Here is a 16,994-nt window from a genome sequence, read left to right as displayed (position 1 = left end):
TATGTCAACAAACGTATGTTTACCTGCTAAGGTCCGAACATGCAAGCGGTGGGTAATCGGGACAAACTTCTCGGCGGTGCGCTGGAGTGCATCCGCACCCTCGGGTACGGGGCCACGTCATCCCGCGACATCGCCCGTGCCGCCGGCGCCAATGTCGCATCGATCAACTACCACTTCGGCGGCAAGGACCAGCTTCTCGAACAGGCCCTGACCGCGTGCTTCGAGGGCTGGACCGAACGTCTCGAAGCGGCGCTCGCCGCAGGTGGCGAGGGCGGCAGTTTGCGCGAGCAATTGGTCGGCATCTTCCGCGCCACCGTTGACAGCTTCGCCGAAACGCGCCCCGCGGTCGTTTCCTGCATTGAATCCTGGGCGCCGGCATTGCGATCGGACACCATCCGCGCCGCGCTTGCCGACGGATACGCGCGGGTGCGGGATCGCGCCGAAGAACTAACCCGCCAGGCCCTTTCGCCGCGTGACGGTGATACGTCACTGAACCTCAAGGTGATCACATCGGTCACCCTCGCGGTCATCGACGGGCTCATGGTCCAGTGGATCGCGGACCCCGCCGCAACCCCGAACGCCGAGGAGATCGTGGACGCACTGGCAGCACTTGGTGCCATTGCCGCGTCGTAGCCGGCGGCGCCCGCTGGTCGTGGTGGCGACTCCGATCGCTCGCGACTACTGTCGAACTGCGTAAATCGGGCGGTTCGGCCGGGCCACGTGCGTGGCGAGTCGCGGACGCCTGCGCCTCGCAGTCACGGTGGGAAAGGGATTCAGTGGCACGCGGATTCGGTGATCTGGAGAAGGTCGTGATGGATCGGCTGTGGACCCGCGCGGGCGCCACGTCCGTGCGGGAGGTCTTCGAGGAACTGCTTACGGACCGTGAGATCGCCTATACAACCGTGATGTCGACCATGGACAACCTGCACGGCAAGGGCTGGCTGACGCGCGAGCGCAGCGGCAAAGCGTACCTCTACGCCCCAGCCATGACGCGCGAGCAATACAGCGCCCAACTGATGCGCGAAGCTCTCGACGCCGGCGGCAGCACCGAACTCGTTCTCACGCATTTCCTCGACCACATCTCCGACGACGAATCCACACAACTGCGTAAAGTGCTGCAGCGTTCGCGAACCCGAAAGACCAAACCGTGAGTGTCGCGGCCTGCCTACTGCTCTATGCGGTACTGGCGGCCACTGTCGCGCCGCCCCTGCTGTCGTGGCCGGCGCGGACGGGTTGGGCCCCGCGCGCCGCCGTCGCGGCGTGGCTCGCAGTCGTGGGCAGCGTTGTGACGAGTTGGACGGCCGGCGCGGTCGGCATGACCGTCGACGTCGTGGACAACTGGCGCCAACCCGACCCGATGGGCCTGTCGGTGTGTCTGGCGCGGCTCTTTTCCGTCAGTACCGGCACCGGACTGCTCATCGAAGCCGTGCTGGCCACCCTCTCGCTTACCGTCGCTGTCGTTGCGGCGGTCCGCGTCATCCGGGTGATGCACGGCGGGCGCGTGCGCGGTCGCCGTCACGCCGAGTCGGCACGCATGGTGGGCCGACAGCTCGCCGGCCTCGACGGCATCCTCGTCGAGGCGCCCAACAAACTGGTCTACTGCGTCGGTGGCAAGGCCGGTGTGGTCGTGGTGACCAGTGCGGCGCTGGACGCATTGTCCCGTCCCCAATTGCTGGCAGTCCTGGACCATGAACGCGCCCACGTCTCGGGCGGGCATCACGGACTGATCGCGGTCACCAAAGCTCTTGCCGCGGCGATGCCCAGAATGAAGCTGTTCACTGTCGCACACGCCGACATCGCCCAATTGGTGGAAATGTGCGCAGATGATGCCGCCGCCCGGCGCCACGGAACCCCGGTGCTGTTGGCGGCGATGCTCGCCCTGGCCGGCGGGGGTCCGATGCCGGTTGGGGCGTTGGGCGCCAACGGAATCGGGATCGTGGGCCGCATCAACCGGCTTCACCGACCGGGTACCGCCACGCAACGCTGGGGCAGCCGCATCACTCTCGCCGCGTCGTCGTGCGCCTTCATCGCCGCACCGTTGTGGGTTGCCGTGGGCCTGGGGACCTGCGTCCTGATGGTCGCGTGATGGTGCCGCGCGCAAAGCCACCCAGGCATCCGGCTAGACCGTCAGCGCCTCGATCCGGGCCGGCACGTGCTTGTGCCACGGGGTCCCTGCGAACGCATCGCGCCAGTCCGCCGAGGTGAGGTTGTTGGGTGCCACACCGGGCACCCGCTTCTCGCCGTCGGCCTCGGTGAAGTCGACGCCGAACCCGTTGGGCAGCGACGCATGGCCGGGCAGCATGACGTCGGTGACCTCCACCGAGGCTTCCGCGGTACCGGCGGCCGTCGTGATCCGGGCCCGCCCGCCGTCGACCAGGCCCAGCGCCGCGGCGTCTTCCACGCTGACCCGCAGCGCGCCGTCGGCGTCGCGCTTGCGCCAGCCCGGATCGCGGATGATGTCGTTGGCGGTGAACGCCCGGCGCTCACCGGCCGACAGCACGATCGGGTACTCGTCGGAGATCAGCGGCGGCCGGTCGGTGGCGAGCGCCGCGAGTTCGGTGAGCATCTCGGGTATCTCGAGGACGAACCGGCGGTCGGCATGGGTGACCAGACTCCAGTCGTCCGCGTACTCGTGCTCCGTGAACGTCACCCCGGAGCGGCCTTCGAGGATCGCGGTGAACAGCGCGTTGCCGTCGGCATGGCCGGCCCGCCGGACCGCATCGGGATACGTCATCGCCGTCTTCTGCGCCAGCCCCCACAACGCGGCCGCACCGGCCAATCCATCCGGCAGCGTCGGGCCCAGGGTTTCGTAAAGTACGTACGGCAACACCCGGCCGAGCGACGGATTGGCGCCGACCGCCCCGAAGAACGCTCCGAGGTACGCGTCGAGGCCCTCGCGGGCGGCCCGGCGCAGCGGGTCGAGTTCAGCGTCGTCGACGACGCCGAGCGCGCGCACCAGCCGCGCCCAGATCTCGGGTTCGGGCAGGGTGCCGGGCAGCGGCGTCATCAGGGGGTGGCGCAGATGAAAGGTGTTGTGCGGGAACTCGAGATTGAAGAACGTGGCCTCGGGCTTCTCGAACTGGCTCGCCGCCGGCAGCACGTAGTGGGCGAGTCGGGCGGTCTCGGTCATCGCGACGTCGATGACCACCACCAGTTCCAGCGCGCCGAGTGCGTCGCGCACGGCGTTCGAGTCCGCGATGGAGTGCGCCGGATTGCTGCTCTCGACGATCATGGCGCGGAAGCGGTCCGGATGGTCGGTCAGGATCTCCTGCGGCACGACGTTGGACGGCAGCAGCCCGGCGATGATGGGTGCGCCTGTCACCGGCGAGCGGCCCACGCCGCCCGCCGCGAACAGCGGCGCGAACGACGAATGCAGATGCTGCGCACCGCGTTTGGCGAAGTTGCCGGTCAGGATCCACAGCATCTTGTTCAGGTAGGAGCACAAGGTGCTGTTGGGCGCCTGCTGAACGCCGAGGTCCTCGAACACCGAAACGCTTGCCGCCCCGGCAATCCGGCGCGCCGCGGCGCGCAGCAGCTCGGCGTCGACGCCGCAGCGCCGGGCGAACTCGTCGACGTCCACGGCGCGCAGGGCGTCCCGCACCGGTTCGACGCCGGTGACGTGTTCGGCGAGAAACGCCTCATCGCAGAGGTCTTCCTGGACCAGTACCGCAGCCAGGGCCGACAGGCACCACGCGTCCGTCCCGGGTCGGACCCGCAGGTGGAAGTCGGCCATCTTGGCGGTGTCGGTGAGTACGGGATCGATGACGATCATCGACCGCTGCGGGTCTTTCGCGATGTCCTGCAGCACGGTACGGGCGCGCGGGAAGCTCTGCGACATCCACGGGTTCTTCCCGATGAACACCGATACCTCGGCGTGCTCGAACTCGCCGCGGGTGTGTCCGCCGTAGAGCTGTGCGTCGACCCAGAATTCACCGGTCTTCTCCTGCGCCAACGCATTTGACCGGTATCGGCTGCCGAGTGCCTTGAGGAACGCGCCGCTGTAGGCGCCGCCCAGGTGGTTACCCTGGCCACCGCCACCGTAGTAGAAGATTTTGTCGCCACCGTACTCGTCGCGGATCCGCGAGAAGCCCTCGGCGATCTCGGAAATGGCTGTGTCCCAGTCGATTTCCTCGTAGGTGCCGTCGGGCCGCCGGCGCATCGGCGAGGTCAGGCGGTCGCGGTTGTTCTGATAGTGGTCCAGCCTCAGTGCCTTGTTGCAGGTATAGCCCTGCGAGGCCGGATGTGCCTTGTCCCCACGGATTTTCGACAGCGTCCGGCCCTCCAGCTGGACGACGATGCCGCAGTTGCACTCGCACAGGATGCATGCGGTGGACTGCCACTCCTGGGTTTCGGTCATGACAACGCCTTCCGTTCCGGGTCGGTTGCGGCAGTCACGAGGGCGCGCAGCTGCCGATGCACGAGGTCCAATGGGGTGGTGGTGCCGGTGGTGCGCGCCACCAGCACGGCGCCTTCGATGGCGGTGGTGGCGAGCATGGCCAGTTCGGCGGCTTGTTCGGCGGACACGCCTTCGGTCCGCAGCTGCGCTTCGAGCCGGCCGAGCCAGCGGGTGAAGGCGGCGGCGGCGCGTTCGATGACGGGCGGGTTGTCGGCCTCGACGGCGACCGCGACCACGGGGCAGCCGGCCCGAAACCCGGTCTCGGTGAGTTGGGTCCGGAAGCCGTCGACCAGCACGTCGAGTGCCTCGAGTGCGGTGCCGGCCTTGTCGATCCGGCGGGCGATGTACTCGCCGGCGAAATCGATTGCCTCGCAGAGCAGTTGGGTACGCCCGCCGGGAAAGTGGTGGTATGCCGAGCCGCGGGGTGCCCCACTGTGGGCGAGCACGTCCGCGATGGCCGTCGATTGCGCGCCGCGCTCACGGATGAGCAGTGCCGCAGACACGATCATGCGTTCACGTGGACCAGCCATCCGCGCCCTTCCGTCGGATTATGTATGTAACCATACATAATCCGTGGGCACGGGTCTATGCTCACGTTGAAGCGTTACGCCGCGGATTGCAGCCACATGTTGGCTGCGATCCGCGGCGTAAGCGGCGTTGTGCCCGGAAAAGCCCGGCCTCGATCACACGGACGCGGCCGCGTTCAGTTCCTCGAGCCGACCGGTGGCCTCCAGGTACTCCCGCACCCAGCGCTCGATCACCGCGGCGGTCTTCTCGACCTTCGTGAACTGACCGACCACCTGGCCGACGGGGTTGAACGCGACGTCGACGCTCTCGTTGGGGTACTTGTGCGTGGCCGCCACCGCCATGCCGGAAACCATGTACTGCAAGGGCATTCCGAGCGGCTTCGGGTTGCCTTCCTTCTCCCAGGCCTCGGTCCAGTCGTTGCGCAGCATCCGCGCCGGCTTGCCGGTGAACGACCGGCTGCGCACGGTGTCCTTGCTGCTGGCCTTGGCGTAGGCGGCGTGCTGCTGCTCGGAGTGTTCGCTCTCCTCGACCATCACCCACTGCGAACCGGTCCACGCGCCCTGTGCGCCGAGCGCCAGCGCCGCGGCGATCTGCTGGCCGCTGCCGATGCCACCGGCGGCCAGCACCGGGACGGGCGCGACCTCCTTGACGACCTGGGGCCACAGCACGATCGAGCCGATCTCACCGCTGTGCCCGCCGGCCTCGCCGCCCTGGGCGATGATGATGTCGACGCCGGCGTCGGCGTGCTTGCGGGCCTGCGACGGCGAGCCGCACAGCGCGGCGACCTTGCGGCCCTCGGCATGGATGTGGTCGATCATGTCCTTCGGCGGGGTGCCCAGCGCGTTGGCGATCAGCGTGCACTTCGGGTGCTGCAGCGCGACCTCGACCTGCGGGGTCGCGGTGGCCTCGGTCCAGCCGAGCAGCTGCAGGGCGTCGTCGTCGCTGTGGTCGACCGGCACGCCGTGGTCGGCGAGGAGTTTCTTCGCGAAGTCCAGGTGCTCCTGCGGCACCAGCGCGTTGAGCTGCTTCTTGAGCACCTCGGGATCCAGGTCGACCTGGTCCATGCCCTCGTACTTGTTGGGGATGACGATGTCGACGCCGTAGGGGTGGTCGCCGATGTTCTCGTCGATCCACTTCAGCTCGATCTCGAGCTGTTCGGGGGAGAAGCCGACCGCGCCCAGGACACCGAAGCCGCCGGCTTTGCTGACTGCCACGACCACGTCGCGGCAGTGGGTGAAGGCGAAGATCGGGTATTCGATGCCGAGTTGGTCGCAGATAGCGGTACGCATTGGGGTTCCTTGTGCTGGGGCCGAGGCGGAAGCGGCAAAACTGAAACGTGTTCTAATTTAGTACCGCGTGACGGTCCGGCGCGCAAGGCTACGCGCGGATTCGGGCCCAGATTTCGGGCGACGGCCGTTCCAGAAGCTCAGCGACGGGTGAGTCGTCGTAGCCAGCCCGGTCGAGCGCTGGGCGCGGCCGCCGCGCGGACCACCGTCCACCCGAGTCGCTCCGCTTCGGCTGCCAGCCCGGGCCGTGGATTGACCGGAATCGGGTGCCCCACGACGCGCATCAGGGGCAGGTCCTCGTCGCCGTCGGCGTAGAAGTAACTCTGTTGCAGGTCAACCTGATTCGCCTGACTGAACGCCTCGACCGCAGCGGCCTTGCGGTGGCCCCAGACGATGGGCCGCACGATGTCACCGGTGAGGGTGCCGTCGGCATCGACGGTGAAGTGATTGCAGATGACGTGCTCGACGCCGAGATAGCGGGCCAGCGGCATGACGTGCATGGTCAGCGCCGACGAACTCAGCACCACCGTGTGGCCGGACCGCTGGTGGGCGCGCACGACCTCGCGCATGGTCGGGAAGATCTTGGCCTGTACGTGACTGTGGAACAGCTGCTCGCCGAGTGCCTCCTGCTCGGCGAGGGATTCGCCGCGCAGGTAGCCGGCGGCGCGCACCAGCAAGCGCTCGAACTCCATGCGGCGCAACTTGTATCGCACCGTCGCCTCGAGAATTCCGGTGAGCTCGCCGAAAGCCGCCTGCCGCTGCCGGAACCGGTGGGCGGCGTGCACGGTCGCGATGAAGCCGGACACCAGCGTGCCGTCGACGTCGAAGAAAGCACCGACGCGCGAGCTTGTCTCGCCGAGGTCATCGGCGTCGACCGCTGTGATGGGCCCGGTGATCGGCTCTGCGTTCAGCGCAGACATGCTGACCAGTATGCCGGGATTTTCTTCATCCGCCGGACGGTAGCGTGACCCGTCATGGGACGCGTGGACGGAAAAGTTGCACTGATCACTGGCGGCGCTCGGGGGATGGGCGCGGCACATGCCCGGATGCTGGTCGGCGAGGGCGCCAAGGTCGTCATCGGCGACATCCTCGATGAGCCCGGCGAGGCACTGGCCGCCGAACTCGGGGACGCTGCCCGCTATGTCCACCTCGACGTCACCGACGCCGACCAGTGGGCAGCGGCAGTGGCCACGGCCACCGAACAGTTCGGCCTGCTCAACGTCCTGGTCAACAACGCCGGAATCAGTGCCCTCGGCAAGATCGGCGAGTTCGACATGGCCAAGTGGCAGAAGTGCATCGACGTCAACCTCACCGGCACCTTCCTGGGCATGCAGGCCGTGGTCGCGCCGATGCGGGAGGCCGGCAGCGGCTCGATCATCAACATCTCATCCATCGAGGGCATGCGCGGTGCGACGCTGCTGCATGCATACGTCGCGTCCAAGTGGGCGGTGCGCGGCCTGACCAAATCGGCGGCCATCGACCTGGGCAAGGACAAGATCCGCGTCAACACGATCCTGCCGGGCTTCATCCGCACGCCGATGACCAAATACTTTCCCGACGACATGATGATCGCGCCGCTCGGCCGGCCCGGCCAGTCCGATGAGGTAGCGACCTTCGTGGTCTTCCTGGCCAGTGACGAATCGTCGTTTGCCACCGGCAGCGAGTTCGTCGTCGACGGCGGCCTGACGACCGACGTGCCACACAAGTTCTGACCTCAGCGATTCCGGAACTGCCGGTCTGACGGGGCACAATGAGGTGCCCCCACATCGCGCGTTCGGTTGTAGAAGCGCGTTCAGATGCTGTCGTTTCGGAGGGAGCAGGGCTATCTCGACCGAGTTGCGCCGCGGTGCAGTGCTGGGTGCCGTCATGTCTCTGGTGCTGCTGTTCGCGTGCACCGGCGATCTGCCGCGCCTGCTGAGGCCCATGAGCGCGGCCGCCGAAGTAGAACTCGCACAAGGCTGGCAGCTGTCCTCCGCGCAGGGCATGGTGGCCACCGGCGCGCAGCTCAGCCTCGACGGATTCCCCGCTGCCGGGCCCGGCTGGCACCAGGTGCGGCACATGCCGGCGACGGTGCTCGAGGCACTGCAGGACGACGGCACGTACCCGGACCTCTACTACGGCGACAACCTGCTGACCAAGGTGCCGCAGGACCTGTACAAGCAGGACTGGTGGTACCGCACCACTTTCGTCGCGCCGGCGGGGCACTCGACGTACCGCCTCAACTTTCCCGGCATCAACTACCGGGCCGAGATCTGGCTGAACGGGCATCAGATCGCCGACAGCCGGCAGATCGCGGGCATGTACGTCGACCACACCCTCGACGTGTCGAGGTGGATCGACCGCGGCCGCACCAACACACTCGCCGTCAAGGTGACCCCGGAGCGCGCGCTGCAGGACGTCGACGGCGTGGAGCTGGCCGACAGCTGGTTCGACTGGATTAACTGGAACTATCTCGGCTATCAAGGGCCTGGCAAGAACCCGGCCAACGGCAACTCGTTCGTGGCGGACCGCAACGCCGGCATCCTCAAGCCCGTCACCCTGAAGATGTCCGGCGACGTGGCGATCACCGACGCGACCGTGAACAGCCAGCTGCCGTTGCCGCGCACCGACAGCGCCCAGCTGAGCGTCCGGTCGGGCCTGACCAATTACTCCGACCAGCGCGTCAACGGTGTCGTGCGGGCGACCATCACTCGCGCCGGCAAGGCGGACATCCACATCGAGAAGCCGGTGTCGCTCGGGCCGGGGGAGAGCCGCGACGTCACGTTCAGTCCCGGCGACTACGAGGCATTGCGCCTCTCCCATCCGGACTTGTGGTGGCCGTACACCATGGGCCGGCCCGACCTGTACGACCTCCGTATCCAGTTCCTGCAGTACGGCCAGGCCACCGACGAGTTCAAGCAGCGCTTCGGCATCCGGTCCATCGAGCAGGGCCGCGACGGCAGCGAGGAATTCCCGCAACTGGGCTCCGGCGGCAACTTCTTCCTCAAGGTCAACGGTCGCGATTTCCTGGCGCGCGGGGCCACATACACTCCCGACCTGCTGTACCGCGATGACCCCGACCGAGACAACGCGATCCTGCGCTACGTCAAGGATCTGGGCCTGAACATGATCCGGATGGAATCGAAGATTCCCGGCGCGCGCTTCATCGAGCGGGCCGACGAACTGGGTATCCCACTCATGGTGGGCTGGATGTGCTGTAACCAGTGGGAGAAGTGGCCGCAGTGGGGCCAGGAGGACCACCGGGTCGCGCAGGACAGCCTCCGCTCGCAGATCATGATGCTGCGATCGCACGCGTCGGCATTCGTCTGGGCCAATGCCAGTGACGGGCACCCGCCCGCCGACATCCTCGAGCAGTACCACGAGATTCTGCGAAAGCTGCACTGGCAGAACGCCGTTGTCGACACGGTGTCGTCGTACACGACCGATTCGTCGGGCAACCGCCTGTGGGACGGCATCCAGATGGCCGGCCCCTACACGTGGCGGCCCCCTGCGTACTGGTTCGACGGCGACTACGCCGCCGCGCGCGGCGCGTCGGCCGAACAGGGCGACAACGAACACATCCCGCCGTTCGCGAGCCTGCGCAAGTTCATCCCGCCGGACAAGCTCTGGCCGATCAACGACATGTGGTACTTCCACGCCGGTTCCAATCCCGGCAACGAGGCTCTGGCCAGCATCCGCGACGCCGTCGTGCAGCGTTACGGATCGTCCAGCGGCGCCGAGGAATTCACGCGCAAGGCCCAGCTCGCCCATTACGAGGCGACACGGGCCCAGTTCGAGTCGTTCGCCGCGCTGGGCTGGGCGGACCACAAGATGACGATCTACTGGATGCTCAACAACCACTGGCCGTCGTTCTTCGGCAACATCTTCGACTACTACCTGCGGCCCGGCGGTGCGTACTACGGCGCGAAGAAGGGCCTGCAGCCGCTGTCGGTGACGTTCGATTCGTACGCGACGGGCGACCACAGCACCGCCAAGGTCAGCATCACCAACCAGAGCCCGGAGAACGCCGTCGGCCTCCGGGTGCGAACCCGCATCTACGACATCAACGGGAACGTGCGTGACGACCGCACCAGCGACCCGTACGACGTCGTCTCCGGTGCCGCCGCCGTGGCGATGACGCTGCCGCGCGAAGTGCCGGACTCCCGCGTGTTCTTCGTGCGGTGCGAGCTGCTGAACCCGGTCGGTGAGGTCATCGCCGACAACGACTACTGGCAGTCGCAGCAGGACGACATCGGAGACCCCCGCAAGGACGTCGCCTTCGAGCTGCACCAGACCGCGTGGGCGGACATGACGCCGCTCAACTACATGACGAAGGCCCGCTTGGACGTCAGCGCGGTCGGTTCGGTGAACGGTGACGGCCAGCAGGTCGTCGACATCACGCTGCGCAACCCGACCAAGCAGGTGGCGTTCTTCGAGCGGGCCGAGCTGACCACTGCTCCGAATGCCGACGAAATCCTGCCCATCGAGTACAGCGACAACTACGTCACGGTGTATCCGGGGGAGACCGCGCATGTCCGGGGCCTGGTGCCCAAACCGGGTGTGAACGCGGGCTGGGTCCGGGTCGGTGGCTACAACACGCCGCCGGTGACGGTCCCGGTGACGGGCAGCAACCGGCCGGCGGACTCAGCGGAGGCGGCGTCCCGCGCCGCGGTGGCCGACCCCGGTCTGGCCGAGCCCGACGTCCGGCCCGCGGCGCCCGACGCGGTACCGCGGTTCCCGAGGCCGGGCGCATAGGACATGATGAAGGCACACACGAAGGAGAGACAGATGGCTGACGAACGTTCCGCACTGGCCGAGCGCACCGCCGCAAGCGGGTGGCAGCGCCACACGGACGACCGCGTCGACGTCTACCTGCGTGGCGCGTCCCGGGTGCGGGTCATCTGGCGCGGTGACGACGCGATCAGCGGCGGCACGCGTTTCGACGAAGACATCATGGAGAACTACACCCGCGACCTCGACACCGTGCGCGCCTGGCTGGCGGGCTGACTCAGTCCGCGGTGCCCGCCGGCAGCGCCGTACTGTGATCGCCATGGGCGTGCGTGCGGGCATCGTGGTGACCGGGACCGAAGTTCTCACCGGCCGGGTCCAGGACCTCAACGGGCCGTGGCTGGCCGATCGGCTGCTCGAACTAGGTGTCGAACTCGCGCACATCACCATCTGCGGTGACCGGCCCGAGGACATCGAGGCCCAACTCAATTTCCTTGCCGCACAAGGTGTCGACCTGATCGTCACGAGCGGTGGCCTCGGGCCGACGGCCGACGACATGACGGTCGCCGTCGTGACCAGGTTCTGTGGCCGCGAGCTGGTGCTCGACGAAGCGCTCGAGGAGCGCATCGCCGAGATCCTGCGGTCCTTCATGGGCCGCTTCCCGGGCGCCGACTTCGAGGCGGTACGGGCGGCCAACCGTAAGCAGGCGCTGGTGCCGGCGGGCGGGAGCGCCGAGGGTGTCGAGATCCTCGATCCCGTCGGCACGGCGCCGGGCGTCGTCGTCACCCGGACCGGCGGTGCGCCGACAGTGATCGTGCTTCCCGGGCCTCCCCGCGAGCTGCGGCCGATGTGGAGCCGCGCCATCGAGACCGCGACAGCGCAGCAGGCGATCGCGGGCCGCACCGTCTACCGGCAGGAGACCATCCGGATGTTCGGCCTGCCCGAGTCGGGGCTGGCCGAGACCCTGCGGGAGGCGGAAACCCTGGTCACCGGTTTCGCGGGGCTGGAGATCACGACGTGTCTGCGCCGCGGCGAGCTGGAGATCGTCACCCGCTACGAACCCGGCGCCGCCGAGAGCTACCGGCAACTGGCCGCGCTGCTGCGAGAGCGGCATCCGCACGACGTCTTCTCCGAGGACGGTGCCCTGGTCGATGATCAAGTGGCGCAACTACTTTCGGGTCGCACCATCGCGACGGCCGAGTCGTGCACGGCAGGGCTGCTGGCGGCGCGGCTGGCCGACCGGCCCGGCTCGTCGGCCTACCTGGCCGGTGGCGTGGTGTCGTACTCGAACGAGGCCAAGGCCGACCTGCTCGGCGTCGACCCCACGCTGATCGCGGCCCACGGAGCGGTGTCGGAACCGGTCGCCGAGGCCATGGCGGCCGGTGCGCTGCAGCGGTTCGGAGCCGACGTCGCCGTCGGTATCACCGGCATCGCCGGACCCGGCGGCGGTAGCGACGAAAAGCCGGTCGGCACAGTGTGTTTCAGTGTCGGGCTGGCCGACGGCGCGTACCACACCCGGACCTTCCACCTGCCCGGCAACCGCGCCGACGTCAGGGAGCGCTCGACGACCGTCGCCATGCACATGCTGCGCCGCGTCCTCAGCGGTCAGCCCGCGACGGTCTGACCCTCTCTACTGGGCGGCCAGGTCGGCGTCCCAGACCTCGAGAATCTTGGTCAGGATGTCTTCGGGCACACCGAGACCCGCGAGGTGACTCTCACCCGGCAGCGTGTACATCTCGGCGTCGGCGATGCGCGCCACCGCGTGCTGACCGTGGGCGTAGGGCACGATGTGGTCGGCATCGCCGTGCCACCAGCGCACCGGCACCGTGATGTCCGCCAACCTGAAGCCCCAGTCGCGGGCGAACACGACGATGTCGGCGAACGGTGCCGCGAGCTGCTTGCGGCTGCCGTTGAGCAGGTCGTCGAGGAACATCGCCTTGAACTCCGGACGGCTCAGCAGGTTCCGGTCGCCGTCGGGGGAGATGCGGGCGTACAGATCCAGGGCAGGCGAGCCGAACGGCGCGATCACCTTGATGAGTGAACCGGCCACCCAGCGGATGGGGGTGTCGGCGACCTCGATGATCGGCCGGACGATCTTGGCCAGCTCCATCAGCCCGCTGCTGATGCCGTCCTCGCCGATCAACGGCGCGACGCCGCCCAGCACCGCGGCCATCACGACCCGGTCGGGCATGGCGGATGCGGTGGCCAGCGTGTAGGGGCCGCCGCCGGACAGGCCGATCACCGCGAACCGGTTGATGCCGAGGGTGTCGGCGATGGTCCGCAGATCCTCGGTGAACCCGAGCACGTTCTCGTACTGGTATGGCGTCGAGGAGCCGATGCCGGGGCGGTCGATGCCGATCAGCCGGATGTTCTTCTGGGCGGCGAACGCGCGGGCCTCGGTCGGGATCTGCCGGCGTGCGCCGGGCGTCCCGTGCAGCCAGAAAACCGCGCGTCCCTGCGGATCCCCGAACTCGGCGAAACCGATCTGGCGGTCCTCGCCGACGGCGATGTTGCCTTCCAGCTTCGGGCGATCGATCGACATGACCATGCCCGAATTGTTGCACGGCGCGGTGGGCGGGCTCAGGGGCGTGGGTAGCGGTCGGCCCAGGGCGCGGCGTGCTCCAGCTGCCGGGCCAGTTGCAGCAAGATGGTCTCGTCCGGCGCCATCAGTTGGACGCCGATGGGCAGTCCGTCCGCGGTGCGGCCCAGCGGCAGGGAAATGGCGGCCCAGCCCGTCACATTGGCCAGTGACGTCCAGCCGGTGGTGGCGAATTCGACGTCGAAGAATTCCCGGGTGCCGGCGCGGGCCTGATTGAGCAGGCCGTACGGCGGCGGTCCGGACAGCAGTGTCGGCACCAGCAGGACGTCGTGGCCGGCCATCCCGGCGGCGAACCGCCGGGTCTGGTCGTGGACGGCCGCGATGGCTTCGGCGTAGGCCAGGCCGGTGGTGGCGAATCCCTCGCGGATCATCATCCAGGTGCTCGGTTCGAACTCGTCTTCGCGCGGCGGGCGGCCCAGGTGCGCCGCGGCCAGCTCATGCAGTTGGACGTTGCTGACCCGGTGCAGCACCGCGACGGCGTCGGCGACAGCGTCTGGATCGATGGTCGGCGCCGACGGCTCGACGTGGTGGCCCAGGCTCGCCAGCAGCGCGCCGGTGGCCTCGACGGCAGCGGCGACGTGCGGGTCGGTGCCAGGCCCGGGGAACGGCGAATCCACCGCGATCGCGATGCGTTGCGCCGCCGGGGTCTGCGCGATGGCGTCGAGGAACGGCCGGGCGGGCCGGGGCGCCGAGTACGGGTCGCCCGGCGCGCTACCGGTGACGGCATCGAGCAGCGCCGCGCAGTCGCGGACGGTGCGGGTGAGGGCATGCTCGTTGACCAGCCCCTCCAGCCCGTGCCCGCCGCTCGGGGCGAACGAGGTCCGGGCGCGGCGCGGTTTGAGGCCGACGACGCCGCAGCACGATGCCGGCACCCGGATGGAGCCGGTGCCGTCGCCACCAGAGGCGGCGGGCACGATGCCGGCCGCGACGGCGGCGGCGGACCCGCCGCTCGATCCGCCCGGGGTGACCTCCGGTGACCACGGATTGACCGTCGGCCCGAACAGGGACGGTTCGGTGGTGCAGTGGTTGCCCCACTCCGGGGTGTTGGTCTTGCCGAAGATCACCAGCCCGGCGTCCAGATACCGCTGCACGATCCAGGCGGTCTGGTCGGCGACATGGCCGCGCAGCGCCCGTGACCCCATGGCCTCCGGGGCGCCGGCCAGCGACGCCCCGAGGTCCTTGAGCAGGAACGGCACCCCGGCCAGCGGTCCGGCCGTGCCGGTGCGCAGCGCGCCGGACTCATCGAGCCGGCGGGCCTGTTCGCGGCCGCGGTCGAACAGATCGGTGATCACGGCGTTGAGCGGGCGCGCCGATTCGAGCCGGGTGATCGCGGCCTCCAGCAGCTCGGCGCTGCTCACGGCGCCGCTGGCCACCAGCTGCGCCTGCCCGATGGCATCGTCCATGAGATCGGTCACCAGGGCAGCCTGTCAGGCGGTAGCGGCCTTGTTGTCGGCGCGGGTCTTCCACAGGCTCGCCACCGTCGTGATGACGAGCGTGACGATGATGACCGCCAGCGACAGCAGCGTGGGAATCTGCGGTACGTGCACGGGCTCGCCGCCGTTGATGAACGGCAGCGTGTTCTCGTGCAGCGCGTGCAGGACCAGCTTCACGCCGATGAACGCGAGGATGAAGGCCAGGCCCTGGGACAGGTAGACCAGCCGCTTGAGCATGTCGCCGAGCAGGAAGTACAGCTGGCGCAGACCCATCAGCGCGAAGACGTTCGCGGTGAACACCAGGTACGGCTCCTGCGTGAGGCCGTAGATCGCCGGGATCGAGTCGAGCGCGAACAGCAGATCGGTGGTCCCCAGCGCGATGATGACGAGGATCATCGGGGTCAGCACCCGCTTGCCGTTCACGACGGTGTGCAGCTTGCTGCCGTCCCACTGGTCCGAGGCCTTGAGGTACTTGCGGGCGAACCGCACCATCGAGTTCTCGGCGTCGTCATCGTGTTCGGTGTCCCGGGCCAGCTTGATCGCGGTGTACACCAGGAACGCGCCGAACAGGTAGAAGATCCACGAGAACTGCGAAATGGCAACGGCGCCAAGGGCAATGAAGATGCCGCGGAAGATCAGCGCCAGGATGATGCCGATCAGCAGCACCTCCTGCTGCAGCACCCGAGGCACCTTGAAGCTGGCCATGATGATCATGAAGATGAACAGGTTGTCGACCGACAGGCTGTATTCGGTGAGCCAGCCCGCGAAGTACTCGACGCCGTATTCGCCGCCGTGGAACTGCCATACCCAGATACCGAAGGCGACCGCGAGGCCGATGTAGAGCGCGAGATAGCCCGCGGTTTCGCGGGTGGTGGGTTCATGTGGGCGGCGGCCGATCACCACCACGTCGAAGAGCAGTACGGCGATCGTCACCCCGAGGGTGATGGACCATTCCAGCGTCGAAACATTCATGCGAGGGTGCCTCCGGGCGTCAGTGAACGACCGAGGTCTCTACCACCGCCGAAGCGGCCCACGGCACCGGCTGCCCGACATTGGGCAACGTGATGACGACACCGCGGCGAAGGAATACTCCCCTCGAGAACCATTATCGCAGACGCCGGCGTCACGCCGTGACCAGGACGGTCAACTGTGCCCCGTCGCGCTCGACGCGCATGCCGGCACGACGCGCGACGGCGGCGACGCCGGCAGCGTCGTCCGGCTCGGCGCGGCTGCCGGCGAGTGCCCGGGCCAACCGGCCCTTGTGGGCCTTGTTGAAGTGGCTGACGACGGTGCGCCGCCCGTCGGGGTGTTCGGTGTAGACGTCGACGGTCACCGCGCCGGGAATCTTGCCGAGCGCCTCGTAGGAGCCGGACCGCAGATCGACGATCAGCTCCTGTTGCTGGAGTTGGGCCAGTACGGGTTCTAGGACGGGCTTCCAGCGGCTGGCGAGGGTGCCGCCGGCGGGCAGCTTCGATGCCGCCGAAAGCCGGTACGCCGGAATCGGGTCGTCGGCGCGCAGCAGTCCGAACAGGGCCGATCCGACGGCGAGCCGGGAACGGGCGCGGGTTGCGGTCGCGCCGCGCAGCGAGCCGATGTCCAGGGCGTCGTACAGCACCCCGGTGTAGCGGTCGATGGCCGGCATCGTCGGGGCGCTGCGCAGTTCGGCGTTGCGCTGGATCTCGGAGTCCTGTGCCGCGGAGATGGCGAGGGCCTTACGGCTGGCCTCCGGGCTGCCCGCGAGCTCGACGAGTTCATCGACCAGCGCCGCGCGCAGCGGCGTGAGTTCCGGCACACTGAGCGCGCCGAGCTGCAGCGGCGCTCCGTCTCCACCTGGGCGCTTGGTCTCAGAGGGCGGCAGCAGCACGATCACGGCGAAGACGGTAGCCGACGTTGCTTGGTACGGCGCGTACCATCTACCTGTCAATCATGGGTGTTTGCTTTGCCGCTGTGGTCGAGGTGGCCTAAAGTGGCTCTTCACAGATGAGGGTGTAGAGGTGGTTGGCGCGTCGTTGCCGGGATAGAGGTCGAGGTCTCTCGAAAATGAG

At 68.2% G+C, this 16,994-nt stretch carries 15 protein-coding genes; 7 read left to right on the top strand and 8 right to left on the bottom strand.

Annotated elements, in window-relative coordinates:
- Positions 1–39: 39 nt before the first annotated feature.
- From ACJH6H_RS10530 to ACJH6H_RS10520, 3 genes are all read left to right on the top strand, one after another.
- Complete coding sequence (locus tag ACJH6H_RS10530; protein ID WP_226518489.1) at positions 40–633, top strand: TetR/AcrR family transcriptional regulator; 594 nt, start codon at positions 40–42, stop codon at positions 631–633.
- A 143-nt stretch (positions 634–776) separates the two neighbouring features.
- Positions 777–1,151, top strand: coding sequence for a BlaI/MecI/CopY family transcriptional regulator (locus ACJH6H_RS10525; protein WP_226518488.1), 375 nt, complete (start codon positions 777–779; stop codon positions 1,149–1,151).
- On the top strand, positions 1,148–2,086 hold the full coding sequence (locus tag ACJH6H_RS10520) for a M48 family metalloprotease (RefSeq protein ID WP_226518487.1): 939 nt from the start codon (positions 1,148–1,150) through the stop codon (positions 2,084–2,086). Before ACJH6H_RS10525 ends, ACJH6H_RS10520 begins: the two co-directional genes overlap by 4 nt.
- A gap of 33 nt (positions 2,087–2,119) precedes the next feature.
- Here the strand turns inward: ACJH6H_RS10520 and ACJH6H_RS10515 are convergent, their stop codons facing one another.
- From ACJH6H_RS10515 to ACJH6H_RS10500, 4 genes are all read right to left on the bottom strand, one after another.
- Complete coding sequence (locus tag ACJH6H_RS10515; protein ID WP_226518486.1) at positions 2,120–4,357, bottom strand: molybdopterin-dependent oxidoreductase; 2,238 nt, start codon at positions 4,355–4,357, stop codon at positions 2,120–2,122.
- Positions 4,354–4,926: a TetR/AcrR family transcriptional regulator gene (locus ACJH6H_RS10510; RefSeq protein WP_226518485.1), complete on the bottom strand. Its 573-nt coding sequence runs from the start codon at positions 4,924–4,926 to the stop codon at positions 4,354–4,356. Before ACJH6H_RS10510 ends, ACJH6H_RS10515 begins: the two co-directional genes overlap by 4 nt.
- A gap of 153 nt (positions 4,927–5,079) precedes the next feature.
- Positions 5,080–6,213: a nitronate monooxygenase gene (locus ACJH6H_RS10505; RefSeq protein ID WP_267317613.1), complete on the bottom strand. Its 1,134-nt coding sequence runs from the start codon at positions 6,211–6,213 to the stop codon at positions 5,080–5,082.
- Between the two features lie 137 nt (positions 6,214–6,350).
- Positions 6,351–7,130 carry an HAD family hydrolase gene (locus ACJH6H_RS10500; protein WP_406774815.1) on the bottom strand — a complete coding sequence of 260 codons (780 nt, stop codon included), beginning with the start codon at positions 7,128–7,130 and terminating at the stop codon, positions 6,351–6,353.
- A gap of 54 nt (positions 7,131–7,184) precedes the next feature.
- Between ACJH6H_RS10500 and ACJH6H_RS10495 the strand changes: the two genes are divergently transcribed.
- From ACJH6H_RS10495 to ACJH6H_RS10480, 4 genes are all read left to right on the top strand, one after another.
- On the top strand, positions 7,185–7,922 hold the full coding sequence (locus tag ACJH6H_RS10495; RefSeq protein WP_226518482.1) for a glucose 1-dehydrogenase: 738 nt from the start codon (positions 7,185–7,187) through the stop codon (positions 7,920–7,922).
- Between the two features lie 154 nt (positions 7,923–8,076).
- Positions 8,077–10,944 carry a glycosyl hydrolase 2 galactose-binding domain-containing protein gene (locus ACJH6H_RS10490; RefSeq protein ID WP_318984981.1) on the top strand — a complete coding sequence of 956 codons (2,868 nt, stop codon included), beginning with the start codon at positions 8,077–8,079 and terminating at the stop codon, positions 10,942–10,944.
- A gap of 33 nt (positions 10,945–10,977) precedes the next feature.
- On the top strand, positions 10,978–11,196 hold the full coding sequence (locus ACJH6H_RS10485) for a hypothetical protein (protein ID WP_226518480.1): 219 nt from the start codon (positions 10,978–10,980) through the stop codon (positions 11,194–11,196).
- Between the two features lie 37 nt (positions 11,197–11,233).
- Positions 11,234–12,541, top strand: a complete 1,308-nt coding sequence (locus tag ACJH6H_RS10480) for a competence/damage-inducible protein A (protein WP_406774883.1) — start codon at positions 11,234–11,236, stop codon at positions 12,539–12,541.
- Positions 12,542–12,547: 6 nt separating this feature from the next.
- Here the strand turns inward: ACJH6H_RS10480 and ACJH6H_RS10475 are convergent, their stop codons facing one another.
- The 4 genes from ACJH6H_RS10475 to yaaA form a co-directional block, all read right to left on the bottom strand.
- On the bottom strand, positions 12,548–13,465 hold the full coding sequence (locus ACJH6H_RS10475; RefSeq protein ID WP_226518478.1) for an alpha/beta fold hydrolase: 918 nt from the start codon (positions 13,463–13,465) through the stop codon (positions 12,548–12,550).
- A gap of 32 nt (positions 13,466–13,497) precedes the next feature.
- Positions 13,498–14,919, bottom strand: coding sequence for an amidase (locus ACJH6H_RS10470; RefSeq protein ID WP_226522169.1), 1,422 nt, complete (start codon positions 14,917–14,919; stop codon positions 13,498–13,500).
- Positions 14,920–14,943: 24 nt separating this feature from the next.
- Entirely contained in the window at positions 14,944–15,921 is a 978-nt protein-coding gene (locus tag ACJH6H_RS10465) for a TerC family protein (protein WP_226518477.1), read from the bottom strand.
- A 151-nt stretch (positions 15,922–16,072) separates the two neighbouring features.
- A complete protein-coding gene (gene yaaA, locus ACJH6H_RS10460) occupies positions 16,073–16,819 on the bottom strand; it encodes a peroxide stress protein YaaA (protein ID WP_226518476.1) in 747 nt (248 codons plus the stop codon).
- Positions 16,820–16,994: the final 175 nt, after the last annotated feature.

It is taken from the genome of Mycobacterium sp. SMC-21 (genome assembly GCF_045310825.1).
In the GTDB taxonomy this organism is placed as follows: Bacteria; Actinomycetota; Actinomycetes; order Mycobacteriales; family Mycobacteriaceae; genus Mycobacterium.
The sequence above is the reverse complement of the archived record's forward strand: the minus strand, read 5'-3'. Positions and strand labels throughout refer to the sequence as shown.

What these genes read in the sequence shown, in the direction of transcription:
- ACJH6H_RS10505 (WP_267317613.1), bottom strand. Translation starts at nt 6,213, where the DNA reads ATGCGTACCGCTATCTGCGACCAACTCGGCATCGAATACCCGATCTTC.
- ACJH6H_RS10475 (WP_226518478.1), bottom strand. Translation starts at nt 13,465, where the DNA reads ATGGTCATGTCGATCGATCGCCCGAAGCTGGAAGGCAACATCGCCGTC.
- ACJH6H_RS10495 (WP_226518482.1), top strand. Translation starts at nt 7,185, where the DNA reads ATGGGACGCGTGGACGGAAAAGTTGCACTGATCACTGGCGGCGCTCGG.
- ACJH6H_RS10510 (WP_226518485.1), bottom strand. Translation starts at nt 4,926, where the DNA reads ATGGCTGGTCCACGTGAACGCATGATCGTGTCTGCGGCACTGCTCATC.
- ACJH6H_RS10485 (WP_226518480.1), top strand. Translation starts at nt 10,978, where the DNA reads ATGGCTGACGAACGTTCCGCACTGGCCGAGCGCACCGCCGCAAGCGGG.
- ACJH6H_RS10470 (WP_226522169.1), bottom strand. Translation starts at nt 14,919, where the DNA reads ATGGACGATGCCATCGGGCAGGCGCAGCTGGTGGCCAGCGGCGCCGTG.
- ACJH6H_RS10465 (WP_226518477.1), bottom strand. Translation starts at nt 15,921, where the DNA reads ATGAATGTTTCGACGCTGGAATGGTCCATCACCCTCGGGGTGACGATC.
- ACJH6H_RS10515 (WP_226518486.1), bottom strand. Translation starts at nt 4,357, where the DNA reads ATGACCGAAACCCAGGAGTGGCAGTCCACCGCATGCATCCTGTGCGAG.
- ACJH6H_RS10530 (WP_226518489.1), top strand. Translation starts at nt 40, where the DNA reads ATGCAAGCGGTGGGTAATCGGGACAAACTTCTCGGCGGTGCGCTGGAG.
- ACJH6H_RS10500 (WP_406774815.1), bottom strand. Translation starts at nt 7,130, where the DNA reads ATGTCTGCGCTGAACGCAGAGCCGATCACCGGGCCCATCACAGCGGTC.
- ACJH6H_RS10490 (WP_318984981.1), top strand. Translation starts at nt 8,077, where the DNA reads ATGTCTCTGGTGCTGCTGTTCGCGTGCACCGGCGATCTGCCGCGCCTG.